We start from the raw sequence: 25,242 nt of genomic DNA on the forward strand, positions 1-25,242 counted from the left end.
TACCCGACCTACAAAAACTGCAGATAGCAAAAAGGCGCCTTTAGGGCGCCTTTCTACACTGGTGGGTCGTGCAGGATTCGAACCTGCGACCAATTGATTAAAAGTCAACTGCTCTACCAACTGAGCTAACGACCCCTTGCGGGATGTACTTCAAATTTATTCAGGCTGGTGGGTCGTGCAGGATTCGAACCTGCGACCAATTGATTAAAAGTCAACTGCTCTACCAACTGAGCTAACGACCCATTTGGGTGTTGCCTGAATTATCACTCGGAACCAATAAAATTGGTGGGTCGTGCAGGATTCGAACCTGCGACCAATTGATTAAAAGTCAACTGCTCTACCAACTGAGCTAACGACCCGAGTGGTGGGTGATGACGGGCTCGAACCGCCGACCCCCTCCGTGTAAAGGAGATGCTCTACCAACTGAGCTAATCACCCACTCTGTACTGCCAGTATGCGTTAAGTGGTGGGTCGTGCAGGATGACTCGGCTTCGCCTCGCCCTACGGGCCGTTGCTGACGCAACGTTATCCTTCACGTTTTACTACTACTTCCACCTGACTTAGTGGTGGGTCGTGCAGGATTCGAACCTGCGACCAATTGATTAAAAGTCAACTGCTCTACCAACTGAGCTAACGACCCACTTTTACGCTGTTTTCACGTTGTTTGATATCCCGTGGCAACGGCGGCATATATTACTGATTTAAGAATTCAGCGCAACAAAAATTTCGATGAAGATCACTTAACTGCTTAGTAATCATGCTGCACGACCAGAAAAAACGCGATTTCTGGTCATGCGATAATCATCCCATCGAATTCAGACGTTTTTGCGCCTGCTTGGCACCTTCGGTACCCGGGAATTTAGAGACCACCTGCTGATAAACCGCTTTGGCTTTCGCAGTGTCGCCTTTGTCCTGCATGATGACGCCCACTTTGTACATCGCATCAGGCGCTTTTGGCGATTTCGGGTAATTTTTTACCACGGAGGCAAAATAAAACGCCGCATCGTCCTTTTTACCCTTGTTGTAATTCAGCTGACCGAGCCAGTAATTCGCATTTGGCTGATAAGTTGAATCAGGGTATTTCTTAACAAAGCTCTGAAACGCAGCAAGCGCCTCATCCTGACGAGATTGATCCTGCACCAGCGCAATGGCAGCGTTGTAATCTGTATTCGCGTCACCGCTCTGTACAGGCGCGCCTGTTGAAGCAGACGCATCCGCTGCTGGTGCAGATGTCGCCGCACCGCTCTGATCGCCTGCTGCTGGCTGTGCTTGTGCTGCACCACCACCGCTGCTCAGGCTATCTATCTGCAACAAGATTTGCTTCTGACGTTCCACAACCTGGTTAAGCTGATACTGGCTTTCCTGAATCTGACCGCGGAGAGAGTCAATATCATTCTGGTTGTCGGAAAGTTGTTGCTGGAGTTGGGTTAAAAGCTGGCTGTGAGCGTTAGAAATACGCTCGAGTTGAGTGACCCGGTCTTCTACCGAGCCTGAGCCGACACTACTGATTGGTGCCTGAGCAAAAGCGGCCCAGGGGGCCGCTATTCCAACCAGTAACGACAGACTCAACAGATGATGTCTGAAGTTACTGCTCATGCAATTCTCTTAGTAAACCAGTACGGCACGACGGTTTTTGGAGTAAGCCGCTTCGTCGTGACCCAGTACTGCAGGTTTTTCTTTACCGTAAGAAACGATGGAGATCTGGTCAGCAGAAACGCCTTTACCCTGCAGGTACATTTTAACAGCGTTAGCACGACGTTCACCCAGGGAGATGTTGTACTCTGGAGTACCACGTTCGTCCGCGTGACCTTCTACGGTGACTTTGTAAGATGGGTTGCTACGCAGGAAGTTAGCGTGAGCATCCAGCATCGCAGCGAAGTCAGAACGGATGTCGTATTTATCCAGATCGAAGTAAACGATGTTGTTCTGCTGCAGCTGCTGCATCTGAAGACGCGCTTGCTCTTCAGAAGACATGTTGCCATTGCCGTTCGCGTCCATACCGGTGCCGGCACCCATCATGCCTTCGCCGCTCTGGTCATTGCTTGCGTTCTTGTTAGAAGAACACGCTGCGATTGCCATTACAGGCAGAGCGATCATCAGCCCCTTCAGCACTTTGTTCAGTTGCATTTCTATGATTCCTTTAGTAATCAATTAATTATTATTTACAGATACGGCGACCAGGCAGGTGATTTTACCTGTCCATCAGTTGCCGGAATACGCGCTTTGAAACGCCCATCTGTAGAAACCAGATTCAGCACAGATCCCATCCCCTGAGAAGAGCTGTAGATTACCATAGTGCCGTTAGGTGCCAGACTTGGCGTTTCATCCAGGAACGTTGACGACAGAACTTGAACGCCACCCGCTACCAGATCTTGTTTGGCAATGTGCTGCTGCCCACCGTTGGAGCTCACCATTACCATAAATTTACCGTCACTGCTCACGTCTGCGTTCTGGTTCTGCGAACCTTCCCAGGTAATACGCTGCGGAGCACCGCCGTTGATGTTGACTTTGTAGATTTGTGGACGGCCAGCCTGGTCAGAGGTAAACGCCAGGTTTTGACTGTCCGGGAACCATGAAGGTTCAGTGTTGTTGCTGCGACCGTCGGTCACCTGACGGATCTGACCAGAGCCAATGTCCATCACGTACAGATTCAGGCTACCGGTTTTTGACAGCGCAAATGCCAGTTTAGACCCGTCCGGAGAGAACGAAGGCGCACCGTTGTGACGTGGGAAAGACGCCACCTGACGAACGGCACCGTTTGCCAGCGTCTGGATAACCAGTGCTGAACGACCGCTTTCGAAGGTGACATAGGCCAGTTTAGAACCGTCCGGAGACCAGGCTGGAGACATCAGCGGCTGTGAAGAACGTTTCACCAGGAACTGGTTATAGCCATCGTAGTCAGATACGCGCAGCTCATACGGGAACTGACCACCGTTGGTCTGCACCACGTACGCGATACGGGTACGGAACGCACCTTTAATGCCGGTCAGTTTTTCAAATACTGCATCGCTGGCCGCGTGTGCCGCGTAGCGCAGGTACTGCTTAGTGACCTTGTAAGAGTTCTGAGCCAGAACGGTACCTGGTGCACCGCCGGTATCCACCAGCTGCCAGGCCACGTTGTAAGAGCCGTCCGGGTTAGGCGTAACCTGACCCACAACCACGGCATCAATACCCAGTGCAGACCATGCTGCAGGCTGTACTTCCTGCGCGCTACCCGGCTGCTGAGGCAGACGAGAACGATCTAACGGGTTGAATTTACCGCTGTTACGCAGGTCAGCCGCCACGATGCCACCGGCATCTTCAGGTGCAGCGCCAGGACCGGCCCACTGGAACGGAACAACCCCGATTGGGCGTGCCGAGTCCACCCCCTGGGTGATCTCGATACGTACTTCTGCGTGCAGTACTGCTGCCCACAGCATTAAAAAACTAAATGCTACACGTAATGCCTGCTTCATCATATCTCCCTTATCCGGGTAACCTTACCCACGATAATTTAGCAGAATGTTAACAAACTCAAATAGACAAAACTACCAGAACCCTGTGACTAAACCTGGTCTATTTTTCCCCGTTTGCACGGGGAAAATGTAACTTAAGGTTTGAAGTCCAGCGGCGCATTTTTGAAGACTTCGTAAACTGCCTGAGACGGCGGTTTAGGCATCTTCGCCTGACGCGCTGCAGCCAGGGCCGCAGTACATAAAGCCGGGTCGCCACCTTCAGACTTGATATCCAGCAGCATGCCGTCCGGAGCCAGTTTTATACGCAACGTACACGTTTTACCGGTATAGGAAGACGCATCATAGAATCGGCTTTCAATAGCGGATTTAATCTGCGCGGCATAACCGTTGATTTCAGCCCCTGTCGCACCGTTACTCTTAGTGTTACCACTTCCCGTCGGCGCTGCGTTGTTTCCTTTCGCCCCACCGCCCGTTTTCGGTGCATTCTTACCGGAGCTCAAATCGCCCAGCAGATCGTCAACCCCTGCGGCGGCAGCGGCTTTTTCAGCGGCTGCGGCCTTTTTGGCAGCCGCTTTATCAGCAGCAGCTTTCTTATCGGCAGCGGCCTTCTCAGCAGCAGCTTTCTTATCGGCGGCAGCCTTCTCAGCTGCAGCTTTTTTATCGGCAGCGGCTTTTTCAGCGGCGGCAGCTTTTTCTGCAGCCGCTTTCTCAGCAGCAGCCGCTTTCTTCGCGGCCTCGGCAGCAGCTTTCTTCTCTGCTTCCTGAGCGGCTTTTTTCGCGGCTTCCGCTTCGGCTTTCTTCTGAGCATCGGCAGCGGCTTTCTTCGCGGCTTCCGCTTCAGCTTTCTTCTGGGCATCAGCAGCGGCTTTCTTCGCGGCTTCCGCTTCAGCTTTCTTCTGAGCATCAGCAGCGGCTTTCTTCGCCGCTTCTGCCGCTAATTTTGCCTGGGCATCAGCCTGTGCTTTCGCGTCCGCTGCGGCTTTTGCTGCCGCCTCTTCCGCCTGCTTTTGCTGTTCCTGTGCTTTTTTCGCGGCCTCTTCGGCTTGCTTCTGCTGTTCCGCCTGCTCTTTCGCAGCTTCCTGCGCCTGCAAACGTTCTTTCTCAAGCTGCTTCAGACGCTCCTGCTCTGCGGCCTGCTTTTCACGCAGTTCTTCCGCCTGCTGTTGCGACTGTTTTTCACGCTGCTCTTCAGCCCGTTTGGCACTCGCCTTCTGCTGTTGCTCGCGATTATAGTTCTGTACTACCGCACCGGGATCCACCATCACAGCGTCAATGGAAGACCCTCCACCGCCGCCGGCTGATGCATCAATATGCTCGTCGAACGAACTCCAGATCAGTGCTGCAAAGAGAATCACGTGCAGCACTGCGGAGACGATTATCGCTCGCTTAAGCTTGTCGTTCTGTTCGGTTGCCTTTGACACTATCGGTTCCCAAAAACTACGCGGATGATCAAATAGGTTGGGTCATTAAGCCAACTGACTTAACACCCGCACTATGTAGCAAGTTCAGCGCTTTAATAATTTCATCGTAGGGTACGTCTTTCGCGCCACCGATTAAGAAGACCGTTTTCGGATTTGACTCCAGACGACGCTGCGCTTCAGCAATAACCTGCTCAGGCGGCAGCTGATCCATACGATCTTTCTCAACCACGACGCTGTATTGCCCTACGCCGGAAACCTCAATGATAACCGGAGGATCGTCATTGGTGCTCACCGCCTGTGATTCTGTCGCATCCGGCAGATCCACTTCCACGCTCTGGGTAATGATTGGCGCTGTCGCCATGAAGATCAGCAGCAGTACCAGCAGGACGTCCAGCAGTGGAACGATATTGATTTCGGACTTGAGCTCGCGACGACCTCGTCCACGCGATCTGGCCATGGTTTACCCCTTGTTGCTCTCGGTGCTGGTAAACGCCTGACGGTGCAGAATCGCAGTGAACTCTTCCATAAAGTTGTCGTAGTTCAGTTCCAGTTTGTTCACGCGCTGGTTCAGACGGTTGTAAGCCATAACCGCAGGAATTGCCGCAAACAGACCGATAGCGGTCGCAATCAGTGCTTCAGCGATACCCGGTGCAACCATCTGCAACGTCGCCTGCTTCACCGCGCCCAGCGCGATAAAGGCGTGCATGATCCCCCACACGGTACCAAACAGGCCGATATACGGGCTGATAGAACCGACAGTACCGAGGAATGGAATATGCGTTTCGAGATTTTCCAGCTCGCGGTTCATAGAGATGCGCATCGCACGCGAGGCACCTTCCACCACCGCTTCCGGCGCATGATTGTTTGCACGATGCAGACGGGCAAACTCTTTGAAACCGCTATAAAAAATTTGCTCGGAGCCTGTAAGGTTTTCACGGCGTCCCTGGCTTTCCTGATACAGACGAGAAAGCTCAATACCCGACCAGAACTTATCTTCAAACGCTTCAGCTTCACGGCCAGCGGCATTGAGGATACGCGTTCTCTGGATGATGATGGCCCAGGATGCGATTGAAAAACCAATCAAAATCAACATGATAAGTTTAACCAGAAGGCTTGCCTTCAGGAACAAATCAAGGATATTCATGTCAGTCACTGCTTAAACTCCGCGACAATAGACTTAGGAAGCGCACGAGGCTTCATTATGGTTGGATCAACACAAACAATCAGCACTTCAGCTGAGTTCAGTACGGTATTCTCTGCGTTGACTATCCGCTGCGTGAACACCAGTGAGGTCCCGCGCATTGATGTAATTTCAGTTTGGACTTCGAGCATATCGTCGAGTCTGGCAGGCGCAAAATACTCAAGCGTCATCTTGCGAACCACGAAGGCAACTCGCTCAGCCAACAGCACCTGTTGACTAAAGTGATGATGGCGCAGCATCTCTGTGCGTGCCCGTTCATAAAAAGCAACGTAGCTGGCGTGATAAACCACACCACCGGCATCGGTATCTTCGTAATAGACACGAACCGGCCATCGAAACAGCGTTGTATTCACTTTACATCCCGGTAATGCAACAAAAGTTAATGCTTTTAAACTTCGCTACTATACGCGCGGGAATGATGGTTTGGAATGGGAGAAAGTAAACGGAGAGTAAATTTTTATGGGCTCGGGTAAGCCCATAACGTTAACGGACATTTCTTATTCAGAAGAAGAAGAAAATCAAACCGGCGAGAAGCACCAGATCGGCGATCAGCGGGCAAAAAATTCCCTGCCAGTGAACGGCTTTCGGACGAAAGCCCACGCCGTGGATCACACCTGCGCACACCGCCCACATAATGAGGAAGCCGTGCCAGATTTCAAGCTCGCTGGTTTTCGCTGCAAAGCGCGAAGGGTCCCAGAAGATACAACCTGCCAGCAGTAATGCCATCACTAAAGAAAGCGCCCGTAACGGGCGCTTATCCATTACCGCGTAAAGTTTCGCGATAATATTCATCAGTGTTTTTCTTCACCCGCTTTGGTCGCTTCGACGTGCTCAAGCGCCAGGGCAGTGATGACACCAAATGCACAGGCAAGAAGCGTCCCTAAAATCCATGCGAAATACCACATATTCAGCTCCTTACTTAGTACATAGAGTGGGTGTTGCTTTCGATATGTTCTTTCGTGATGCGACCGAACATTTTCCAGTAACACCAGATGGTGTAGGCCAGAACAATCGGAACGAACACGCAAGCAACATACGTCATCAGGTTCAGCGTCATATGGCTGGAGGTTGCATCCCACATGGTCAGGCTAGCATTCAGCATGGTGCTGGATGGCATGACGAATGGGAACATCGCAATACCCGATGTCAGGATGATGCATGCCAGGGTCAGGGAAGAGAACACGAACGCCAGAGCGCCTTTCTCCAGACGAGACGTCAGCACGGTCAACAGCGGCAACAGTACGCCCAGAGCCGGGATAGCCCACAGCGCAGGGGTATTGTTAAAGTTCACCAGCCATGCACCTGCCTGACGCGCCACTTCTTTGGTCAGCGGATTAGACGGCGCAGTATGGTTGATTGCAGACGTCACCACGTAGCCATCAATGCCGTACACCACCCACACACCGGCCAGTGCGAAGCAGACCAGCGTGACCAGTGCCGCAACCTGAGCAGTAGCACGGGAACGCAGGTGCAGTTCACCAACCGTACGCATCTGCAGATAGGTTGCGCCCTGAGTGATGATCATCGCCACGCTCACCACGCCTGCCAGCAGACCAAACGGATTCAGCAGCTGGAAGAAGTTACCGGTGTAGTAAAGACGCATATATTCGTCCAGGTGGAACGGTACGCCCTGCAGCAGGTTACCGAACGCCACGCCGATCACCAGCGGTGGAACGAAGCTACCGATGAAGATGCCCCAGTCCCACATGTTGCGCCAGCGGGTGTCTTCAATCTTGGAACGGTAGTCGAAGCCTACCGGACGGAAGAATAAAGAGGCCAGCACCAGAATCATCGCCACGTAGAAGCCGGAGAACGCAGCCGCGTAGACCATCGGCCAGGCAGCGAACAGCGCGCCGCCTGCGGTGATCAGCCACACCTGGTTACCGTCCCAGTGAGGGGCGATGGAGTTGATCATGATTCGACGCTCGGTGTCATTACGACCGAGGAAACGGGTGAGCATCCCCACCCCCATGTCGAAACCATCCGTGACGGCGAAACCGATCAGCAGAACGCCGATCAACAGCCACCAGATAAAACGCAATACTTCATAATCGATCATTTGATGACTCCTGTCTTAGCGTGCCGGCTGAGTAGTCGCGGTGGACTGCTCGTAGTGATAGCGACCGGTTTTCAGGCTGCTTGGGCCAAGGCGCGCGAACTTGAACATCAGGAACAGTTCAGCCACCAGGAACAGGGTGTACAGACCACAAATCAGCAGCATGGAGAAGATCAGATCGCCCGCTGTCAGGGAAGAGTTCGCTACCGCCGTTGGCAGTACCTCACCAATCGCCCATGGCTGACGGCCATACTCCGCAACAAACCAGCCGGATTCGATAGCGATCCACGGCAGTGGAATACCGTACAGTGCGGTGCGCAGCAGCCATTTTTTCTCACCGATGCGGTTGCGAATCACGGACCAGAAGGACGCCGCAATGATCAGCAGCATGATGATGCCGCAGCCCACCATGATACGGAATGCGAAGTACAGTGGCGCAACGCGTGGAATCGAGTCTTTGGTGGCCATCTGGATCTGCGCTTCTGTCGCATCAGAAACGTTCGGGGTATAGCGTTTCAGGAGCAGACCGTAACCCAGATCTTTCTTCACGTTGTTGAACTGGTCGCGAACGGCCTGATCGGTAGAACCGGCACGCAGCTGTTCCAGCAGCGAGTAAGCTTTCATACCGTTACGGATACGCTCTTCGTGCTGAACCATCAGCTCTTTCAGACCGGTCACCTGCTTATCAACAGAACGGGTGGCGATGATACCCAGTGCGTAAGGGATCTGAATAGCGAAGCGGTTTTCCTGCGCGTCCTGATCCGGAATACCGAACAGCGTAAACGCAGCAGGCGCCGGTTGGGTTTCCCATTCGGCTTCGATGGCGGCCAGTTTGGTTTTCTGCACGTCACCCATTTCGTAACCGGATTCATCACCCAGAACGATAACAGAGAGGATTGCAGCCATACCAAAGCTTGCAGCGATAGCAAAGGAGCGCTTAGCAAACGCGAAGTCACGACCGCGCAGCATGTAGTAAGAACTGATACCCAGGACAAACATCGCGCCGCACACATAGCCAGAAGCGACGGTGTGAACGAATTTAACCTGCGCAACCGGGTTCAGGACCAGCTCGGCAAAGCTGACCATCTCCATACGCATGGTTTCGAAGTTGAAATCAGACGCGATAGGGTTCTGCATCCAGCCGTTCGCCACCAGGATCCACAGCGCGGACAGGTTCGAACCTAATGCCACCAGCCAGGTCACCGCCATATGCTGGACTTTACCCAGACGGTCCCAACCGAAGAAGAACAGACCTACAAAGGTGGATTCGAGGAAGAATGCCATCAGACCTTCAATGGCCAGCGGCGCACCGAAGATATCCCCTACATAGTGGGAATAGTAAGACCAGTTAGTCCCGAACTGGAACTCCATGGTCAAACCGGTTGCCACGCCCAGTGCGAAGTTGATACCAAACAACTTGCCCCAGAACTTGGTCATATCTTTATAAATCTGTTTGCCGGAGAGAACGTATACGGTTTCCATAATGGCCAGCAGGAACGCCATACCGAGCGTCAGTGGCACAAACAGGAAGTGGTACATCGCGGTCAAGGCAAACTGTAAGCGCGACAGTTCGACTATATCTAACATCATGACTCCTTGCTCATCGCATGAAGACTCCGAGAGTGAACCCCGTCAGAGAGAGATCCACACGCATGCCCCAATACAAATTATTCGCATCCTTGTCGTCGTTATTACCCTGAAGGAGGATAAAAACGGTGACGTGAGGTTACAAATACGTTAATAAAAAACTCAAATTGATCCCGCAAATATAATACGCTGCAAAACCCTTACAATAAACAGGTTTTTATTGAATCACATTTACGTTTTTCGACGGTGATCAATTTATAGCAAAATTACCACTTTTCGGCCATTTTGATCGGGGACAATTTAGCGCCTTTTGACGGGTTTTTCCAAGGATTAAACATTGATTTAAATCAAAAACAATTCGTTATGTTAATTGTGTTTTGATGTGGTGAACATAGTAAAGACCATGTTAAAGATATGTGTATAAAATACAATTAAGGTTATCGAATCGACGGATGAATATAAACAGAAGTGATTTTTATTAACTTAGCAGTCTGAATGCATCATTTATTCAGGACATAAATTTTAGTGGGTTTTTCGTTTTTTTCCATCTGCTCTCTTAAAGGTAAATAAATAACAATTATTTTACTTTTACACCCTCTCTAATTAACACCTATTTGTGACTATTGCATGACGCCCGGCAGGCAATAAAAAAGGCCGCTTTACAGCGGCCAACCATGTCGAAACGGACATTTTTATACTTCAACGCCCCCCTTTCGGGGAGCAGAGAGGACTTACTTAATGATGGATTTCAGTGCTTCGCCGATATCCGCCAGGCTGCGAACGGTTTTCACGCCTGCGGCTTCCAGCGCTGCGAATTTCTCATCAGCCGTACCTTTACCACCGGCGATGATCGCGCCTGCGTGACCCATACGCTTGCCTTTCGGCGCGGTCACACCCGCGATGTAGCCCACAACCGGCTTGGTCACGTGTTCTTTGATGTAAGCAGCCGCTTCTTCTTCAGCGCTACCACCGATCTCACCGATCATCACGATCGCTTCGGTCTGCGGATCTTCCTGGAACATCTTCAGGATGTCGATGAAGTTAGAACCCGGGATTGGGTCACCGCCGATGCCCACACAGGTGGACTGGCCGAAGCCGTAATCGGTAGTCTGCTTAACCGCTTCATAGGTCAGGGTACCGGAACGGGACACGATGCCCACTTTGCCCGGCTTGTGAATGTGGCCCGGCATGATGCCGATTTTGCATTCGCCCGGGGTGATAACGCCAGGGCAGTTCGGACCGATCATGCGCACGCCTGCTTCATCCAGCTTCACCTTCACGGTCAGCATATCCAGCGTCGGGATGCCTTCAGTAATAGTGATGATCAGTTTGATGCCTGCGTCGATCGCTTCCAGAATGGAGTCTTTGCAGAACGGTGCCGGAACGTAGATCACGGTCGCGGTTGCGCCCGTCGCTTCTACGGCTTCACGCACGGTGTTGAACACCGGCAGGCCCAGGTGCGTGGTGCCGCCTTTACCTGGCGTTACGCCGCCAACCATCTGCGTGCCGTAGGCAATCGCCTGTTCGGAGTGGAAAGTCCCCTGGCTACCGGTGAAGCCCTGGCAGACAACCTTGGTATCTTTATTAATTAAAACTGACATTATTTCCCCTCCACTGCGGCAACAACCTGCTGAGCTGCATCCGTCAGACTTTTCGCTGCAATAATATTCAGGCCGCTGTCAGCCAGTTTTTTCGCGCCGAGTTCAGCGTTGTTACCTTCCAGACGCACAACAACCGGAACGTTAACACCCACTTCTTCTACCGCACCGATGATACCGTCGGCGATCAGGTCGCAACGCACGATGCCGCCGAAGATGTTAACCAGAACGGCCTTCACGTTGTCATCAGAGAGGATGATTTTGAACGCTTCGGTTACGCGCTCTTTGGTTGCGCCACCGCCTACGTCGAGGAAGTTCGCTGGCTCACCGCCGTGCAGCTTAACGATGTCCATGGTGCCCATTGCCAGGCCCGCACCGTTAACCATACAGCCGATGTTACCGTCCAGCGCCACGTAGTTCAGCTCCCACTGTGCAGCCTGCGCTTCACGCGGGTCTTCCTGAGACTGGTCGCGCATTTCGCGCAGATCCGGCTGGCGGAACAGCGCGTTACCGTCAGCGCCAAGCTTGCCGTCGAGGCAGATCAGGTCGCCCTGAGTGGTGATCACCAGCGGGTTGATCTCGATCAGCGCCAGGTCGCGCTCCAGGAAGATAGTTGCCAGACCCATGAAGATCTTGGTGAACTGCTGAACCAGCTTGCCTTCCAGACCCAGTTTGAACGCCAGCTCGCGACCCTGGTAAGGCATTGGGCCCGCCAGCGGATCGATAGCCACTTTGTGGATCAGGTGCGGAGTCTCTTCCGCCACTTTTTCGATTTCCACGCCGCCTTCGGTAGACGCCATGAACACCACGCGACGGGAGCTACGGTCAACAACCGCGCCCAGGTACAGTTCTTTCGCGATGTCGGTCGCCGCTTCCACCAGAATCTGGTTAACCGGCTGGCCGTTCGCATCTGTCTGGTAGGTCACCAGACGCTTGCCGAGCCAATGTTCAGCAAACGCACGAATCTCTTCTTTGCTCTTAACAACCTTCACACCGCCCGCTTTACCACGGCCACCAGCGTGAACCTGACACTTAACTACCCACGGGCCGGAACCGATTTTAGATGCGGCTTCTTCTGCTTCACGCGGGGTAGTACAGGCATAACCCACCGGAGCCGGTAAGCCATACCGGGCAAACAGCTGTTTGGCCTGATATTCATGTAAGTTCATGTGTTCTATCCATCCTTCAGGGTAATCGTTATCTTCAAACCTGTAGACCGGCGCAGCGTGTGCCGGCCTACGGGGCAGGTGATGCTAAAAGTGACTAGACGTCCAGCAGCAGACGCGTTGGATCTTCCAGCAGCTCTTTAATCGCTACCAGGAAGCCCACGGACTCGCGGCCGTCGATCAGGCGGTGGTCGTAAGAGAGCGCCAGGTACATCATTGGCAGGATCTCAACTTTACCGTCTACCGCCATCGGGCGATCTTTAATGGCATGCATACCCAGGATCGCGCTCTGCGGCGGGTTAATGATCGGGGTAGACATCAGCGAGCCGAATACGCCGCCGTTGGTAATGGTGAAGTTACCGCCGGTCAGGTCGTCTACGGTCAGCTTGCCGTCGCGGCCTTTAACAGCCAGCTCTTTGATGTTTTTCTCGATGTCAGCCATACCCAGGGTATCCACATCACGCAGAACCGGCGTTACCAGGCCACGTGGAGTAGAAACCGCCATGCTGACGTCGAAATAGTTGTGGTAAACCACGTCATCGCCATCGATAGACGCGTTCACTTCCGGGTAGCGTTTCAGCGCTTCAACCACCGCTTTCACGTAGAAGGACATAAAGCCCAGACGGATACCGTGACGTTTTTCAAACGCGTCACCGTACTGCTTGCGCAGGTCCATGATTGGCTTCATGTTCACTTCGTTGAAGGTGGTCAGCATCGCAGTGGAGTTTTTCGCTTCCAGCAGACGCTCGGCCACGCGCTTACGCAGGCGAGTCATTGGCACGCGTTTTTCGCTGCGGGCGCCCAGAGCAGGCTGCGCTGCGGGTGCTGCCGCAGGGGCTTTCGCTTCTGCCTGAGCAGGCGCTTTCGCCAGGTGCTTGTCGATGTCTTCGCGGGTCAGACGACCGCCCACACCGGTGCCTTTGATGGCTGCCGGGTCAAGGCTGTGCTCAGCCAGCAGGCGACGGATCGCCGGGCTGAGGGCGTCGTTAGACTGTTCTTCCAGAGAAGCCTGCTGGCGCTGAGCCGGCGTAGAGGCTTTCTCTTCAGATTTCGCGCTGGACTCTTTGCCCGCGCTGTTGCCTTCACGCAGGCGACCCAGGATCTGACGAGAGGTTACGGTAGTACCTTCATCTTCCAGCACCGCGTCCAGAACGCCATCCGCCGAAGCCGGTACTTCCAGTACCACTTTGTCAGTTTCGATTTCTACCAGCACTTCATCGCGCTTAACGGCATCGCCTGGTTTTTTGTGCCAGGTAGCGACGGTCGCATCTGCTACGGATTCAGGCAGGTCGGGAACAAGAATATCTACGCTACTCATTTTGTATCCTTTAATTAATCGACGTTCAGCGCGTCATTGACCAGATCTTGTTGCTGCTTCTGGTGAACGGACATATACCCTACCGCCGGAGAGGCGGAGGCCGGGCGACCTGCATAGCGCAGGGCTGACCCAAATGGAATCACTTCACGGAAATGATGCTGGCTGCAGTACCATGCGCCCTGGTTAAGCGGCTCTTCCTGGCACCAGACAAAATCATGTACGTGAGCATATTGTTTCAGCACTTCCTGCATCGCCTGATGCGGGAACGGATAAAGCTGTTCGATACGCACGATGGCGACATCTTTCTGATCGTTCTTGCGGCGCTGTTCCAGCAGGTCGTAATAAACCTTACCAGAACACATGACGACACGCTTCACGCCCTGCGGATCCAGCTCGTCAATTTCACCGATGGCCGGCAGGAAGGTTCCGTTCGCCAGTTCTTCCAGGCTCGACACCGCCAGCGGGTGACGCAGCAGGGATTTCGGCGACATCACCACCAGCGGACGGCGCATACCGCGCAGCGCCTGACGACGCAGCATGTGGTAGACCTGAGCCGGGGTGGACGGTACGCAGACCTGCATGTTCTGCTCGGCGCAGAGCTGCAGATAACGTTCCAGACGCGCGGAGGAGTGCTCCGGACCCTGCCCTTCATAACCGTGCGGCAGCAGCATCACCAGGCCACACATGCGGCCCCATTTCTGCTCGCCGGAGGAGATGAACTGGTCGATAACCACCTGCGCACCGTTGGCGAAGTCACCGAACTGCGCTTCCCAGATGGTCAGGGTGCGGGGTTCTGCGGTAGCGTAACCGTATTCGAAGGCCAGAACCGCTTCTTCAGACAGCACGGAGTCCCAGACCTTGAACTGGCCCTGCCCGTTGTGCACGTGCTGCAGCGGGGTGTAGGTTGAACCGTTGGACTGGTTGTGAACAACCGCGTGACGGTGGAAGAAAGTCCCACGGCCCGCATCTTCACCGGATAGACGAACAGGAATGCCTTCGTCAACCAGCGTTGCGTAAGCCAGCGTTTCCGCGCCGCCCCAGTCAAACAGCTTCTCGCCTGCCGCCATGGACTGACGGTCAGCGTAGATTTTCGCCACGCGAGACTGCATCTCGATAGCGTCCGGTACGGTGCTGATGCGTTTAGCCAGCTCCTGCAGGCGCTTCATCTCAACCTTGTTCGGGTAGCTCTCATCCCACTCGTGGTTGAGGTACGGCGACCAGGTAAAGGAGTGCATGTTCATCGGACGCAGTTCTTTCACCACGCATTCACCCGCATCCAGCGCGTCGCGGTAGAGGTTGACCATTTCGGTCGCATCTTCCAGCGTCGTCACTTTGTCGCTCTCCAGCTTGTCAGCATAGATTTTGCGAGGGGTCGGGTGTTTTTTGATTTTCTGGTACATCAACGGCTGGGTTGCACTTGGCTCGTCCGCTTCGTTGTGGCCGTGACGGCGGTAGCAGAAGAGGTCAATGAACACATCGCGTTTGAAGGTATTACGGAAGTCCAGCGCCAGACGGGTAACGAAAGCAACGGCTTCCGGATCGTCCGCGTTAACGTGGAAGATCGGCGCCTGCACCATCTTACCGATATCGGTGCAGTACGGGGTCGAACGCGCGTCCAGCGGGTTAGAGGTGGTAAAGCCCACCTGGTTGTTGATCACGATGCGAACGGTACCGCCCACTTCGTAACCACGCGCTTTCGACATGTTCAGGGTCTCCTGAACCACGCCCTGCCCTGTTACCGCCGCATCACCGTGGATGGTGATAGGCAGCACTTTATTGCTGCTCGGCTCGTCCAGACGATCCAGACGTGCGCGCACGGAACCGATAACCACCGGGCTAACAATTTCCAGGTGTGACGGGTTAAACGCCAGCGCCAGGTGAACCAGACCGCCTTCAGTTTCGATATCCGACGAGAAGCCCATGTGGTACTTCACGTCGCCGGTGCCGAGGTGTTCTTTATGTTTGCCCGCGAACTCGTCGAACAGGTCCTGCGGTTTTTTACCCAGCACGTTGACCAGCACGTTCAGACGACCACGGTGCGCCATGCCCAGTACCACTTCACGGGTGCCGCTCTTGCCTGCGTGACGAATCAGCTCTTTCAGCATCGGCACCAGCGCGTCGCCGCCTTCCAGCGAGAAGCGTTTTGCGCCCGGGAATTTCGCGCCCAGATAGCGCTCAAGCCCTTCCGCTGCGGTCAGTTCGTTCAGGAAGCGTTTTTTCTCGTCAGCCGAGAAGGTCGCGTGGCCCGCTACGGATTCGATGCGCTGCTGGATCCAGCGTTTCTCTTCGGTAGAGGTAATGTGCATGTATTCCGCGCCGATGGAGCCGCAGTAGGTTTGCTTGAGCGCGTCAATCAGATCGCCCAGCTTCATCGTGTCTTTGCCGATGGCAAAGGAACCTACGTTAAAGCTTTCCTGGAAATCGGCCTCGGTCAGATCGTGATACGCCGGATCGAGATCGGCCACACGGTCTTGTTTCCACAGTCCCAGCGGATCGAGATTCGCATGCTGGTGACCGCGGAAGCGATAAGCGTTGATAAGCTGCAGGACTTTAACCTGCTTCGCATTGGTGTCAGGGTCGGAAATCGCAGAAGAGTAACGTGAGGCATCCTTCGCCAGACGACGGAAATAATCACGTGTTTTGGAATGGAATTGATCCGGTTTGACCCCTGTGCCAGGCAACTGCTGGAACATGGAACGCCAGTTTGCGTCCACTGAGTCAGGATCGGTTAAGAAGTCTTCATAGAGCTGTTCAATCCAGCTCTGGTTCGCACCAGAAAGGAAAGAAGAGTCCAGCCAGGCTTTCATTGCGCCGTTCTGCATCGTGATCCCTTAAGCATTTTTATGCTTACTTTCGCCGTAGAAACTACCACGCACACCACGTGTACGTGCCGGGGTTCACCTGCGAGCTCTTTTCATTTGGCCCGCGAAGGAACCTTTAGAAACTGTCTAGACTTCAGGGCAGTTTTTAAAGGTTTCTGCAATTTGCCCGGTGGCGCTACGCTTACCGGGCCTACTGTTACGTAGGCCGGATAAGCGCAGCGCCATCCGGCGTTTTTTACTTACGCACTGCGCTGCAGCAGCATCGACTTAATATGGCCGATGGCGCGCGTCGGGTTCAGCCCCTTCGGACACACGCTGACGCAGTTCATGATGCTATGGCAGCGGAATACGCTGAAAGCGTCACTCAGTCCTTCCAGACGGCTGTCGGTTTCGGTGTCGCGGCTATCGATCAGGAAGCGATAGGCAGCCAGCAGACCGGCCGGGCCGATAAACTTGTCCGGGTTCCACCAGAACGACGGGCAGGACGTAGAACAGCATGCACAGAGAATACACTCGTATAACCCATCGAGTTTTTCACGCTGCTCAGGAGACTGTAAGTGCTCGCGAGCGGGTGGATTTTGCCCATTATTCAATAAGTAAGGCTTAATCTTCTCATATTGTGCATAGAATTGCCCCATGTCTACCACCAAATCACGCACGACCGGCAGGCCTGGCAGAGGACGGATAACAATTTTCTGACCGGGACGCTGCAACGCTGAAATTGGCGTGATGCAGGCCAGGCCATTTTTGCCGTTCATGTTTACACCGTCAGAGCCACACACCCCTTCACGGCAGGAGCGGCGGAACGACAGCGTAGGATCTTTCTCTTTCAGCTGGATTAAGGCATCCAGCAGCATCATGTCACGACCTTCTTCCGCTTCGAGGGTGTAATCCTGCATACGCGGAGCGTCGTCTACATCCGGGTTATAACGATAAACTGAGAATTCGAGTTTCATTATCCTGTCTCCGCATTAGTAAGTACGAATCTTCGGCGGGAACGCCGGACGCAGTTTCGGTTCCATGTTAACGCTACGACGCGTCATGGTTTCCGACTCTGGCAGATACAGGGAATGGCACAGCCAGTTTTCGTCATCACGATCCGGGAAGTCGAAGCGGCTATGCGCGCCACGGCTTTCGGTACGGAAGTTTGCCGACATCGCCGTCGCGAACGCGGTTTCCATCAGGTTATCCAGCTCCAGACACTCAACGCGCTGGGTGTTGAACTCGCTGGAGGTGTCGTCCAGACGGGCATTTTTCAGACGCTCGCGGATCGCTTTCAGCTGCTCAAGACCTTTGGCCATCGCGTCGCCTTCGCGGAATACCGAGAAGTTGTGCTGCATGCATTCCTGCAGCGCTTTACGGATTTCCACCGGATCTTCGCCGTTACGGTTACCGTTCCAGCGGTTGAGGCGCTCAAGAGAGGCATCAATTTCGTCATCGGTCGCGTCACGCAGCGCGCCCTGCTCGGCAATGGATTCCTGCAGGTGCAGACCGACTGCACGACCAAACACCACCAGGTCCAGCAGGGAGTTGCCGCCCAGACGGTTTGCACCGTGTACGGATACGCAGGCAATTTCGCCTACCGCAAACAGGCCAGGGATGACCACGTCTTCGCCCTGCTCGTTCACGGTCAGCGCCTGACCGGTCACTTTGGTCGGAATACCGCCCATCATGTAGTGGCAGGTTGGGATAACCGGAATCGGCTCTTTCACCGGGTCGACGTGCGCGAATGTGCGGGACAGCTCCAGAATGCCCGGCAGACGAGATTCCAGAACCTCTTTACCCAGATGGTCGAGCTTCAGCTTCGCGTGCGGACCCCATGGGCCATCACAGCCGCGGCCTTCACGGATCTCGATCATGATGGAACGCGCCACCACGTCACGACCCGCCAGGTCTTTCGCATTCGGGGCATAACGCTCCATGAAGCGTTCGCCGTGTTTGTTCAGCAGGTAACCACCTTCACCGCGGCAGCCTTCCGTTACCAGAACGCCTGCACCGGCGATACCGGTTGGGTGGAACTGCCACATTTCCATATCCTGCACCGGCACGCCCGCGCGGATAGCCATACCGACACCGTCACCGGTGTTGATGTGGGCGTTGGTGGTGGACTGATAGATACGGCCTGCGCCGCCGGTCGCCAGCACGGTAGCGCGGGCTTTGAAGTAAACCACTTCACCGGTTTCGATGCACAGCGCGGTACAGCCGACAACTGCGCCATCGGCGTTTTTCACCAGATCCAGCGCGTACCACTCGGAGAAGATGGTGGTATGGTTTTTCAGGTTCTGCTGATACAGGGTGTGCAGCAGTGCGTGACCGGTACGGTCAGCCGCCGCCGCGGTACGTGCCGCCTGCTCGCCGCCGAAGTTTTTCGACTGGCCGCCAAACGGACGCTGATAGATAGTGCCATTTTCCAGACGGGAGAACGGCAGACCCATATGGTCCAGCTCCAGAATCGCTTCCGGGCCGGTTTTACACATATATTCGATGGCATCCTGGTCGCCGATGTAGTCGGAACCTTTTACCGTGTCGTACATGTGCCATTCCCAGTTATCTTCATGGGAGTTACCCAGCGCAACGGTGATACCGCCCTGCGCAGACACAGTGTGGGAACGGGTCGGGAAAACTTTAGAGAGCAGCGCACAGGTCTGGCCGCTCTGGGAAATTTGCAGTGCGGCACGCATACCTGCGCCACCGGCACCAATTACAACAGCATCAAATTCTCTGACTGGCAGTTTCATTACACACCCCACACCACAACGAATCCATAAATAACGTAAACCACCAGTGCAACAACAATGGCCAGCTGCAGTGGGAGGCGAATCGCCAGCGGTTTAACGTAATCGGTCAACACCTGCCACATGCCAATCCACGCATGAATAAGGATGGAGAACAGAGCCAGCAGGGTGAACACTTTGGTGAAGGCGGATCCGAAGAACCCACTCCAGATTTCCCACGTCAGCGTGCCGCTGGTCGCGAAGAAACCGATCATATAGATGATGTAAAGGGTGAGAACGATAGCGGTAGCACGGACCAGGATGAAGTCATGTACGCCGTTGCGTCCTAATGCGGAGGCGTTGCTTACCATACGAGAACTCCTGCGAGAAGTGAAAGCACGACTGTAATCACAAATGAAATGTTAGCGGAGCGTTTCCCGGCTTCGAAAGTCTCTTCCAGGTAGCCAAAGTCCATCAGCATATGGCGAACACCCACGACGACGTGGTACGCCAGCGCGGTCAGAATGCCCCACATGATGAATTTCACGAAGAAGCTGTTCATGATGGCAGAGGCCTGGAGGAATCCTTCAGGGGAAGAGAGGCTGGTGCCCAGTAACCACAGCAAAATACCGACCGCCACAAACGTAATCACACCAGAAACACGGTGCAGAATGGACGCTATTGCTGTTACAGGGAACCGGATCGTTTTGAGATCCAGATTGACAGGTCTTTGTTTTTTCACATTTCTTATCATGAATAACGCCCACATGCTGTTCTTATTGTTTCCTTCCTCCGGACTGCGATGCGGGTCAAGCAGCGTTCCTTTTCTATAACTGCGCGTCATGCAAAACATTGCTTCCAGATGCTAAAACGACACGTTACAACGCTGGGTGGCTCGGGATTGCAGGGTGTTCCGGAGACCTGGCGGCAGTATAGGCCGTTCACAAAATCATTACAATTAACCTACATACAGTTTGTCGGGTTTTCTCTGGAACAGTGATCAGGGTCACGATAACAACATCTTTTTAATTTTTAATCATCTGATTTGACAAATGTTAAACAATATTGTTACAAACGTCATCAGAAAAGGCATATAATGCGCAAAAGTTATGAGGTCTCACTTTCACCTGACAAATAGTTATGTAACAGTGTGATGGTATTGACCGAAGTTATCAGGACAGTTATTAGTGATATACAGGTTTGAATAATTCGGACTGCAAAAACGCTGATTTGCTGTTGTTTCACTGATATTTCATTCGTTTACCTGCAAGGCGCCATAGCTCTGTACCCTGGTTTGTCCTCGTGAGCTGAGCGGTAAGCCAAATAACAATCTGGTAACGGTGATTAACAGCTGAAAGCAAATCCGGTGAAGCGCAGTCTTAAGCATAAGGCGCTAAGGAGACCGTAAATGGCTGATACAAAGGCAACGCTCACCCTAAATGGTGACACTGCTATTGAACTGGATGTGCTAAAAGGCACGCTCGGTCAGGATGTTATTGATATCCGTACGCTGGGTTCTAAAGGTGTATTCACCTTTGACCCTGGATTTACCTCTACCGCATCTTGCGAATCCAAAATCACCTACATTGACGGTGACGAAGGTATCCTGCTCCATCGCGGCTTCCCCATCGATCAGTTAGCCACCGAATCCAACTATCTGGAAGTGTGCTACATCCTGCTGAACGGCGAAAAACCGACGCAGGCCCAGTACGATGAATTTAAAACCACCGTGACCCGTCACACCATGATCCATGAGCAGATTACCCGTCTGTTCCATGCGTTCCGCCGTGACTCTCATCCGATGGCGGTCATGTGCGGTATTACCGGTGCGCTGGCGGCGTTCTACCACGACTCCCTTGACGTGAATAACCCACGTCACCGTGATATCGCGGCGTTCCGCCTGCTGTCCAAAATGCCTACCATGGCGGCGATGTGCTATAAGTATTCCATCGGCCAGCCGTTTGTGTATCCGCGCAACGACCTCTCCTACGCGGGTAACTTCCTGCGCATGATGTTCTCCACGCCATGCGAAGAGTACGAAGTGAACCCGGTGCTGGAACGTGCAATGGACCGTATTCTGATCCTGCACGCTGACCACGAACAGAACGCTTCTACCTCTACCGTCCGTACCGCGGGCTCTTCAGGCGCGAACCCGTTCGCCTGTATCGCTGCGGGCATCGCCTCCCTGTGGGGACCGGCGCACGGCGGCGCGAACGAAGCGGCACTGAAGATGCTGGAAGAGATCAGCACCGTTGAGCACATTCCTGAGTTCGTGCGTCGCGCGAAAGACAAGAATGACTCCTTCCGCCTGATGGGCTTCGGTCACCGTGTTTACAAAAACTACGACCCGCGCGCTACCGTCATGCGTGAGACCTGCCACGAAGTGCTGAAAGAGCTGGGTACCAAAGATGACCTGCTGGAAGTGGCGATGGAGCTGGAACACATCGCGCTGAACGACCCGTACTTCATCGAGAAGAAACTCTACCCGAACGTCGATTTCTACTCTGGCATTATTCTGAAAGCGATGGGCATTCCGTCTTCCATGTTCACCGTCATCTTCGCCATGGCCCGTACCGTTGGCTGGATTGCGCACTGGAACGAAATGCACAGCGAAGGCATGAAAATCGCCCGTCCTCGTCAGCTGTATACCGGCTACGAGCAGCGTGATTTTAAGTCTGACCTGAAGCGCTAATAAACATGCCCGGCGGAGCTTCGCTTGCCGGGCCTACAAGTGCGAAATGTAGGCCGGGTAAGGCGTAGCCGCCACCCGGCTTTTTTACATCTGGCACCCGGGGCACCAGTAAAACGGTCTTGAGGAGAGCATTGTCCTCTCTATAATCCCGCCGCATCGCTCACACTTTTTCCCCGCCCGATGAAACACCTTAAAGCGGAACAGCGCCCCGTGATGCGTGTTCTCATCCACCACGCCGCGCGTGTTGTACGACAGCCGCGGAATATCCAACAGCGCGTGGGATAGCGCCTCCAGCTGTTCATCGCTTAACTGAGACGCTTTATGCTGCGCCGCCAGCCCCACTTCCCACAGAATTTCCACCCGCAGATAGTTACCTAGCCCTGCCAGGAACGCCTGATCGAGCAATAACCCGGAAAATTGCCGGTTGCGGAATTTGGGGGATAACAACCGGGTTTTAACATCGTTTGCCGTCAGGCGCATGTCCAGCACGTCCGGCCCGACCCGCTGTAAGAACGGGTGAGTGAGCAGTTGCTCCGGCGTTAACATTTCGATATCCGACGCGCTGTAAAGCAGGATTGCCTTATCCGCCGTTTGCAGCCTGACGCGCAGCACGCGAGTGGTCTGCGGCTGCTCGTCCGCCTCCACCACGCGCCAGACGCCGTAAAGCTGGTTATGGCTATATAACGTCAGGTTATGGGAAAAGTGCGTAAGCAAGGCTTTGCCGCGCGTTTCAATATGGATCACCGTCTGCCCCACCAGCTGTGATTCAAACGGTTTTAGCTGAGGAAAAGCAAACCAGACGTGCGTCAACGGTTTGCCCTTTATCGCCGCCTCCAGGCTATCCGCCGCGCGGCGGATCTCCGGACCTTCTGGCATGTTATTGTCCTTTCATGATTATTCTGCGCTGACCAGAATGCCCTCTTCAGAGAACGCCGCCCGCAAGCGGCGCGCGAACTGGAGCGCATGCTCGCCGTCACCGTGTAAACACACCGTATCGGCCTGCACGTTCGCCAATGTTCCGTCCACGGCGGTCACCCGCCCGGCGCGCACCATCTCCAGCGTCTGCGCCAGCGCTTCAGCGTCGTCGGTAATCAGCGCACCGGCCTGCGTCCGCGGCACCAGGCTGCCGTCCGGCAGGTATCCCCGATCGGCAAACACTTCGTGACGGGTGGTCAGGCCCAGCCGTTCTCCGGCGCGAATCAGCTCGCTGCCCGCCAGACCCACAAGGATCAGCTGCGGATTACAGTCCCGCACCGCACGGGCAATCGCCTCCGCCAGCGCCGGATCTTTCGCCGCCTGATTGTAGAGCATGCCGTGCGGCTTCACGTGGCGCATCACGCCGTTCTGGGCGCGCACCATCGCCTCCAGCGCGCCGATCTGGTAGAGCACCTGAGCGTAGACCGTCTCAGGGGGCAGATCCATCGCCGTACGGCCAAAGTTTTCCCGATCGGGGAAGCTGGGATGTGCGCCAATCGCCACGCCGTTTTTGATGGCATTACGCACGCTCTCCAGCATGGTTTGCGCATCGCCCGCGTGAAAGCCACAGGCGATGTTGGCCGAGGTGACCAGCGTCATCAGCGCCGCATCAGCGCTGCTGCCCTCCCCCAGATCGGCGTTTAAATCAATCTTTACCATCAAGCCTCCACGCCAGCTGCTCCAGATAACGCTGCTGATCCTGCCGGGCTTTCAGCGCCTCCTCCAGCGAACACTGCACGAAGTGAATCGGCTGCCCAAGCGGAATTTGCGCCAGATGGTAGCGATCGGCTTCAATAATGCAGGCAATGCGCGGATAACCACCGGTAGTTTGCGCGTCGTTCATTAACACGATAGGTTGCCCGTTCCCCGGCACCTGAATGACCCCCGGCAATAAACCGTGGGAGAGCAGTTCCCGGTCCGTCGTGCGGATCAGCGGCTGCCCCTGCAGGCGGTAACCCATACGGTTACTCTGCGGGCTGAGCTTCCAGGGCGAGCGCCAGAAGGACTCTTTAGACGCCTCGTCAAACTCATGATATTCCGGCCCCGGTAAGGCGCGGATCTGGTTTCCCCACAGCAGCTGTTTTACGCCCTGCGTGGACGAGAAATGGCGTGCTGAGGGCTTGATTGCCAGCCGATCGCCGTCGCGCAACAAACGTCCTTCGTGACCGCCAACCCCGGCTTTCTGATCGGTACTGGATGAGCCCAGCACCTCCGGCACGTCGATACCGCCAGCCACCGCGAGATAGCTGCGCACGCCGTGCAGCGGACGTTTGAGCGTCAGGCGCTGTCCGGCTTTCGCCCGCAGCCGCCAGCCGGTCCACACCGCTTTGCCATCCAGCGTGGCGTCACACCCTGCGCCGGTTAAGGCAAACCAGGTCTCCTGACCAAACTCAATCACACACTGACCCAGCGTAATTTCGAGCGCGGCCGTATTGCCGGGGTTGCCCACCAGCACGTTAGCAATCTCCAGCGCAGGCCTGTCCAGCGCGCCACAATAGCTCACGCCAGACTGGCGCATGCCAAAGCGGCCCGCATCCTGAACGGAGGTATAAAGCCCGGCGCGAATTAGCGTTAACATACCCCCTCCTTCTGTGGGATAAAGCGAAGGGTATCGCCGGGACGCAGGAGTATTGGCGTCTCCAGCCCGGGATCAAATAACGGTGTCGCGGTATGCCCAATAAGCTGCCAGCCGCCAGGCGATGTCAGTGGATAAACGCCGGTCTGCTCGCCGCCGATAGCCACCGTCCCCGCCGGTACGCTCAGGCGCGGTTCGGCACGGCGTGGCGTATGCAGCTGAGGGGATAATCCCCCCAGATACGGGAATCCAGGCTGAAACCCGAGGAACCAGACCACGTAGTCAACCAAGCTGTGCAGCTCAACAACCTGCTTTTCTGTTAATCCGCAATGGTCTGCCACCACGCGAAGATCTGGCCCACCCGTACCGCCATAAACGACCGGGATCTCAATGGCACGCGATTCCGGCTCCAGCGCCTCACTCTCTTCCCACCAGCGCTGCAAACGTTCGATGGCATCCAGCGCCAGGGTATGCGGGCTACGCAGCACCACGGTGATATTATTCATCCCCGGAATGGCTTCAACCACTTCCGGTAGTTCGACCAGACGCTGTGTTAGCCGCCAGATACGCTTTTGCGTGGCAAGGGTCACCGGCGGCTCGAGCTCCAGAACCACTGCCGTTTCTCCCAGAAGATAACAACGCGCTCGCTGCACTCAGGCAC

The 25,242-nt window shown here is 54.7% G+C and carries 24 protein-coding genes and 5 tRNA genes; 1 reads left to right on the forward strand and 28 read right to left on the reverse strand.

Annotation, left to right across the window (positions count from 1 at the left end; translation table 11 throughout):
* Positions 1–59: 59 nt before the first annotated feature.
* The 24 genes from N037_RS14030 to sdhC all read right to left on the reverse strand — a co-directional run bounded on the left by N037_RS14030 (position 60) and on the right by sdhC (position 20,107).
* Positions 60–135 (reverse strand) — tRNA-Lys (locus N037_RS14030).
* 31 nt (positions 136–166) lie between these two features.
* Positions 167–242 (reverse strand) — tRNA-Lys (locus N037_RS14035).
* Between the two features lie 41 nt (positions 243–283).
* A tRNA-Lys gene (locus N037_RS14040) sits at positions 284–359 on the reverse strand.
* Between the two features lie 3 nt (positions 360–362).
* A tRNA-Val gene (locus tag N037_RS14045) sits at positions 363–438 on the reverse strand.
* Between the two features lie 126 nt (positions 439–564).
* Positions 565–640: transfer RNA gene (locus N037_RS14050), tRNA-Lys, on the reverse strand.
* 161 nt (positions 641–801) lie between these two features.
* Positions 802–1,596 carry a cell division protein CpoB gene (gene cpoB / locus N037_RS14055; RefSeq protein WP_032641663.1) on the reverse strand — a complete coding sequence of 265 codons (795 nt, stop codon included), beginning with the start codon at positions 1,594–1,596 and terminating at the stop codon, positions 802–804.
* Positions 1,597–1,605: 9 nt separating this feature from the next.
* A complete protein-coding gene (gene pal / locus N037_RS14060; protein ID WP_003858578.1) occupies positions 1,606–2,127 on the reverse strand; it encodes a peptidoglycan-associated lipoprotein Pal in 522 nt (173 codons plus the stop codon).
* 35 nt (positions 2,128–2,162) lie between these two features.
* On the reverse strand, positions 2,163–3,455 hold the full coding sequence (gene tolB / locus N037_RS14065) for a Tol-Pal system beta propeller repeat protein TolB (protein ID WP_013097529.1): 1,293 nt from the start codon (positions 3,453–3,455) through the stop codon (positions 2,163–2,165).
* A gap of 134 nt (positions 3,456–3,589) precedes the next feature.
* Complete coding sequence (gene tolA, locus N037_RS14070) at positions 3,590–4,876, reverse strand: cell envelope integrity protein TolA (RefSeq protein ID WP_029740419.1); 1,287 nt, start codon at positions 4,874–4,876, stop codon at positions 3,590–3,592.
* Between the two features lie 28 nt (positions 4,877–4,904).
* Positions 4,905–5,333 carry a colicin uptake protein TolR gene (gene tolR / locus N037_RS14075; RefSeq protein ID WP_003858589.1) on the reverse strand — a complete coding sequence of 143 codons (429 nt, stop codon included), beginning with the start codon at positions 5,331–5,333 and terminating at the stop codon, positions 4,905–4,907.
* Between the two features lie 3 nt (positions 5,334–5,336).
* Positions 5,337–6,029: a Tol-Pal system protein TolQ gene (gene tolQ, locus N037_RS14080; protein ID WP_008501101.1), complete on the reverse strand. Its 693-nt coding sequence runs from the start codon at positions 6,027–6,029 to the stop codon at positions 5,337–5,339.
* Complete coding sequence (gene ybgC, locus N037_RS14085; protein WP_003858593.1) at positions 6,026–6,430, reverse strand: tol-pal system-associated acyl-CoA thioesterase; 405 nt, start codon at positions 6,428–6,430, stop codon at positions 6,026–6,028. Before ybgC ends, tolQ begins: the two co-directional genes overlap by 4 nt.
* 148 nt (positions 6,431–6,578) lie before the next feature.
* Positions 6,579–6,869, reverse strand: a complete 291-nt coding sequence (gene ybgE, locus N037_RS14090) for a cyd operon protein YbgE (protein WP_008501100.1) — start codon at positions 6,867–6,869, stop codon at positions 6,579–6,581.
* Positions 6,869–6,982 (reverse strand): cytochrome bd-I oxidase subunit CydX, encoded by a 114-nt coding sequence (gene cydX, locus N037_RS14095; protein WP_003858598.1) that lies wholly within the window; start codon positions 6,980–6,982, stop codon positions 6,869–6,871. Before cydX ends, ybgE begins: the two co-directional genes overlap by 1 nt.
* Positions 6,983–6,996: 14 nt before the next feature.
* A complete protein-coding gene (gene cydB / locus N037_RS14100; protein WP_023334940.1) occupies positions 6,997–8,136 on the reverse strand; it encodes a cytochrome d ubiquinol oxidase subunit II in 1,140 nt (379 codons plus the stop codon).
* A gap of 15 nt (positions 8,137–8,151) precedes the next feature.
* Positions 8,152–9,720: a cytochrome ubiquinol oxidase subunit I gene (gene cydA, locus N037_RS14105; protein WP_023310795.1), complete on the reverse strand. Its 1,569-nt coding sequence runs from the start codon at positions 9,718–9,720 to the stop codon at positions 8,152–8,154.
* Positions 9,721–10,451: 731 nt separating this feature from the next.
* Positions 10,452–11,321: a succinate--CoA ligase subunit alpha gene (gene sucD / locus N037_RS14110; protein WP_032641665.1), complete on the reverse strand. Its 870-nt coding sequence runs from the start codon at positions 11,319–11,321 to the stop codon at positions 10,452–10,454.
* Positions 11,321–12,487 (reverse strand): ADP-forming succinate--CoA ligase subunit beta, encoded by a 1,167-nt coding sequence (sucC, locus tag N037_RS14115; protein ID WP_006809579.1) that lies wholly within the window; start codon positions 12,485–12,487, stop codon positions 11,321–11,323. Before sucC ends, sucD begins: the two co-directional genes overlap by 1 nt.
* 94 nt (positions 12,488–12,581) lie before the next feature.
* Positions 12,582–13,802, reverse strand: coding sequence for a 2-oxoglutarate dehydrogenase complex dihydrolipoyllysine-residue succinyltransferase (gene odhB / locus N037_RS14120; protein ID WP_008501093.1), 1,221 nt, complete (start codon positions 13,800–13,802; stop codon positions 12,582–12,584).
* A 14-nt stretch (positions 13,803–13,816) separates the two neighbouring features.
* Positions 13,817–16,624: a 2-oxoglutarate dehydrogenase E1 component gene (gene sucA, locus N037_RS14125; protein ID WP_023334931.1), complete on the reverse strand. Its 2,808-nt coding sequence runs from the start codon at positions 16,622–16,624 to the stop codon at positions 13,817–13,819.
* A gap of 239 nt (positions 16,625–16,863) precedes the next feature.
* Positions 16,864–17,580, reverse strand: a complete 717-nt coding sequence (gene sdhB / locus N037_RS14130) for a succinate dehydrogenase iron-sulfur subunit SdhB (protein WP_008501090.1) — start codon at positions 17,578–17,580, stop codon at positions 16,864–16,866.
* A gap of 15 nt (positions 17,581–17,595) precedes the next feature.
* Positions 17,596–19,362, reverse strand: coding sequence for a succinate dehydrogenase flavoprotein subunit (gene sdhA / locus N037_RS14135; protein ID WP_003858619.1), 1,767 nt, complete (start codon positions 19,360–19,362; stop codon positions 17,596–17,598).
* Complete coding sequence (gene sdhD, locus N037_RS14140) at positions 19,362–19,709, reverse strand: succinate dehydrogenase membrane anchor subunit (protein WP_008501088.1); 348 nt, start codon at positions 19,707–19,709, stop codon at positions 19,362–19,364. The genes sdhA and sdhD overlap by 1 nt, the downstream gene beginning before the upstream one ends.
* The gene (gene sdhC / locus N037_RS14145; protein WP_020684965.1) at positions 19,703–20,107 is read right to left on the reverse strand and encodes a succinate dehydrogenase cytochrome b556 subunit; all 405 of its coding nucleotides are present in this window, start codon (positions 20,105–20,107) and stop codon (positions 19,703–19,705) included. Before sdhC ends, sdhD begins: the two co-directional genes overlap by 7 nt.
* Before the next feature lie 639 nt (positions 20,108–20,746).
* On the opposite strand from sdhC, the gene N037_RS14150 reads away from it, so the two are divergent.
* Positions 20,747–22,030 carry a citrate synthase gene (locus tag N037_RS14150; protein WP_023310788.1) on the forward strand — a complete coding sequence of 428 codons (1,284 nt, stop codon included), beginning with the start codon at positions 20,747–20,749 and terminating at the stop codon, positions 22,028–22,030.
* Between the two features lie 84 nt (positions 22,031–22,114).
* On the opposite strand, the gene nei is transcribed toward N037_RS14150, so the two are convergent.
* The 4 genes from nei to pxpB are packed head-to-tail and all read right to left on the reverse strand — an operon-like array spanning position 22,115 to position 25,234.
* Positions 22,115–22,906, reverse strand: coding sequence for an endonuclease VIII (gene nei, locus N037_RS14155; RefSeq protein WP_032641667.1), 792 nt, complete (start codon positions 22,904–22,906; stop codon positions 22,115–22,117).
* An 18-nt stretch (positions 22,907–22,924) separates the two neighbouring features.
* Positions 22,925–23,665, reverse strand: coding sequence for a 5-oxoprolinase subunit PxpA (pxpA, locus tag N037_RS14160; RefSeq protein ID WP_032641669.1), 741 nt, complete (start codon positions 23,663–23,665; stop codon positions 22,925–22,927).
* Positions 23,652–24,584 (reverse strand): 5-oxoprolinase subunit PxpC, encoded by a 933-nt coding sequence (gene pxpC, locus N037_RS14165; protein ID WP_032641671.1) that lies wholly within the window; start codon positions 24,582–24,584, stop codon positions 23,652–23,654. Before pxpC ends, pxpA begins: the two co-directional genes overlap by 14 nt.
* A complete protein-coding gene (pxpB, locus tag N037_RS14170) occupies positions 24,578–25,234 on the reverse strand; it encodes a 5-oxoprolinase subunit PxpB (RefSeq protein WP_032641673.1) in 657 nt (218 codons plus the stop codon). Before pxpB ends, pxpC begins: the two co-directional genes overlap by 7 nt.
* Between the last annotated feature and the right edge of the window lie 8 nt (positions 25,235–25,242).

The sequence above is a fragment of the Enterobacter sp. EGD-HP1 genome (assembly GCF_000733275.2).
In the GTDB taxonomy this organism is placed as follows: Bacteria; Pseudomonadota; Gammaproteobacteria; order Enterobacterales; family Enterobacteriaceae; genus Enterobacter.

Coding starts and splice junctions, on each gene's coding strand:
- cpoB (WP_032641663.1), bottom strand. CDS start 1,596: ATGAGCAGTAACTTCAGACATCATCTGTTGAGTCTGTCGTTACTGGTT.
- pal (WP_003858578.1), bottom strand. CDS start 2,127: ATGCAACTGAACAAAGTGCTGAAGGGGCTGATGATCGCTCTGCCTGTA.
- tolB (WP_013097529.1), bottom strand. CDS start 3,455: ATGAAGCAGGCATTACGTGTAGCATTTAGTTTTTTAATGCTGTGGGCA.
- tolR (WP_003858589.1), bottom strand. CDS start 5,333: ATGGCCAGATCGCGTGGACGAGGTCGTCGCGAGCTCAAGTCCGAAATC.
- ybgE (WP_008501100.1), bottom strand. CDS start 6,869: ATGAATATTATCGCGAAACTTTACGCGGTAATGGATAAGCGCCCGTTA.
- cydX (WP_003858598.1), bottom strand. CDS start 6,982: ATGTGGTATTTCGCATGGATTTTAGGGACGCTTCTTGCCTGTGCATTT.
- cydB (WP_023334940.1), bottom strand. CDS start 8,136: ATGATCGATTATGAAGTATTGCGTTTTATCTGGTGGCTGTTGATCGGC.
- cydA (WP_023310795.1), bottom strand. CDS start 9,720: ATGTTAGATATAGTCGAACTGTCGCGCTTACAGTTTGCCTTGACCGCG.
- sucD (WP_032641665.1), bottom strand. CDS start 11,321: ATGTCAGTTTTAATTAATAAAGATACCAAGGTTGTCTGCCAGGGCTTC.
- sucC (WP_006809579.1), bottom strand. CDS start 12,487: ATGAACTTACATGAATATCAGGCCAAACAGCTGTTTGCCCGGTATGGC.
- odhB (WP_008501093.1), bottom strand. CDS start 13,802: ATGAGTAGCGTAGATATTCTTGTTCCCGACCTGCCTGAATCCGTAGCA.
- sucA (WP_023334931.1), bottom strand. CDS start 16,624: ATGCAGAACGGCGCAATGAAAGCCTGGCTGGACTCTTCTTTCCTTTCT.
- sdhB (WP_008501090.1), bottom strand. CDS start 17,580: ATGAAACTCGAATTCTCAGTTTATCGTTATAACCCGGATGTAGACGAC.
- sdhA (WP_003858619.1), bottom strand. CDS start 19,362: ATGAAACTGCCAGTCAGAGAATTTGATGCTGTTGTAATTGGTGCCGGT.
- sdhD (WP_008501088.1), bottom strand. CDS start 19,709: ATGGTAAGCAACGCCTCCGCATTAGGACGCAACGGCGTACATGACTTC.
- sdhC (WP_020684965.1), bottom strand. CDS start 20,107: ATGTGGGCGTTATTCATGATAAGAAATGTGAAAAAACAAAGACCTGTC.
- N037_RS14150 (WP_023310788.1), top strand. CDS start 20,747: ATGGCTGATACAAAGGCAACGCTCACCCTAAATGGTGACACTGCTATT.
- nei (WP_032641667.1), bottom strand. CDS start 22,906: ATGCCAGAAGGTCCGGAGATCCGCCGCGCGGCGGATAGCCTGGAGGCG.
- pxpA (WP_032641669.1), bottom strand. CDS start 23,665: ATGGTAAAGATTGATTTAAACGCCGATCTGGGGGAGGGCAGCAGCGCT.
- pxpC (WP_032641671.1), bottom strand. CDS start 24,584: ATGTTAACGCTAATTCGCGCCGGGCTTTATACCTCCGTTCAGGATGCG.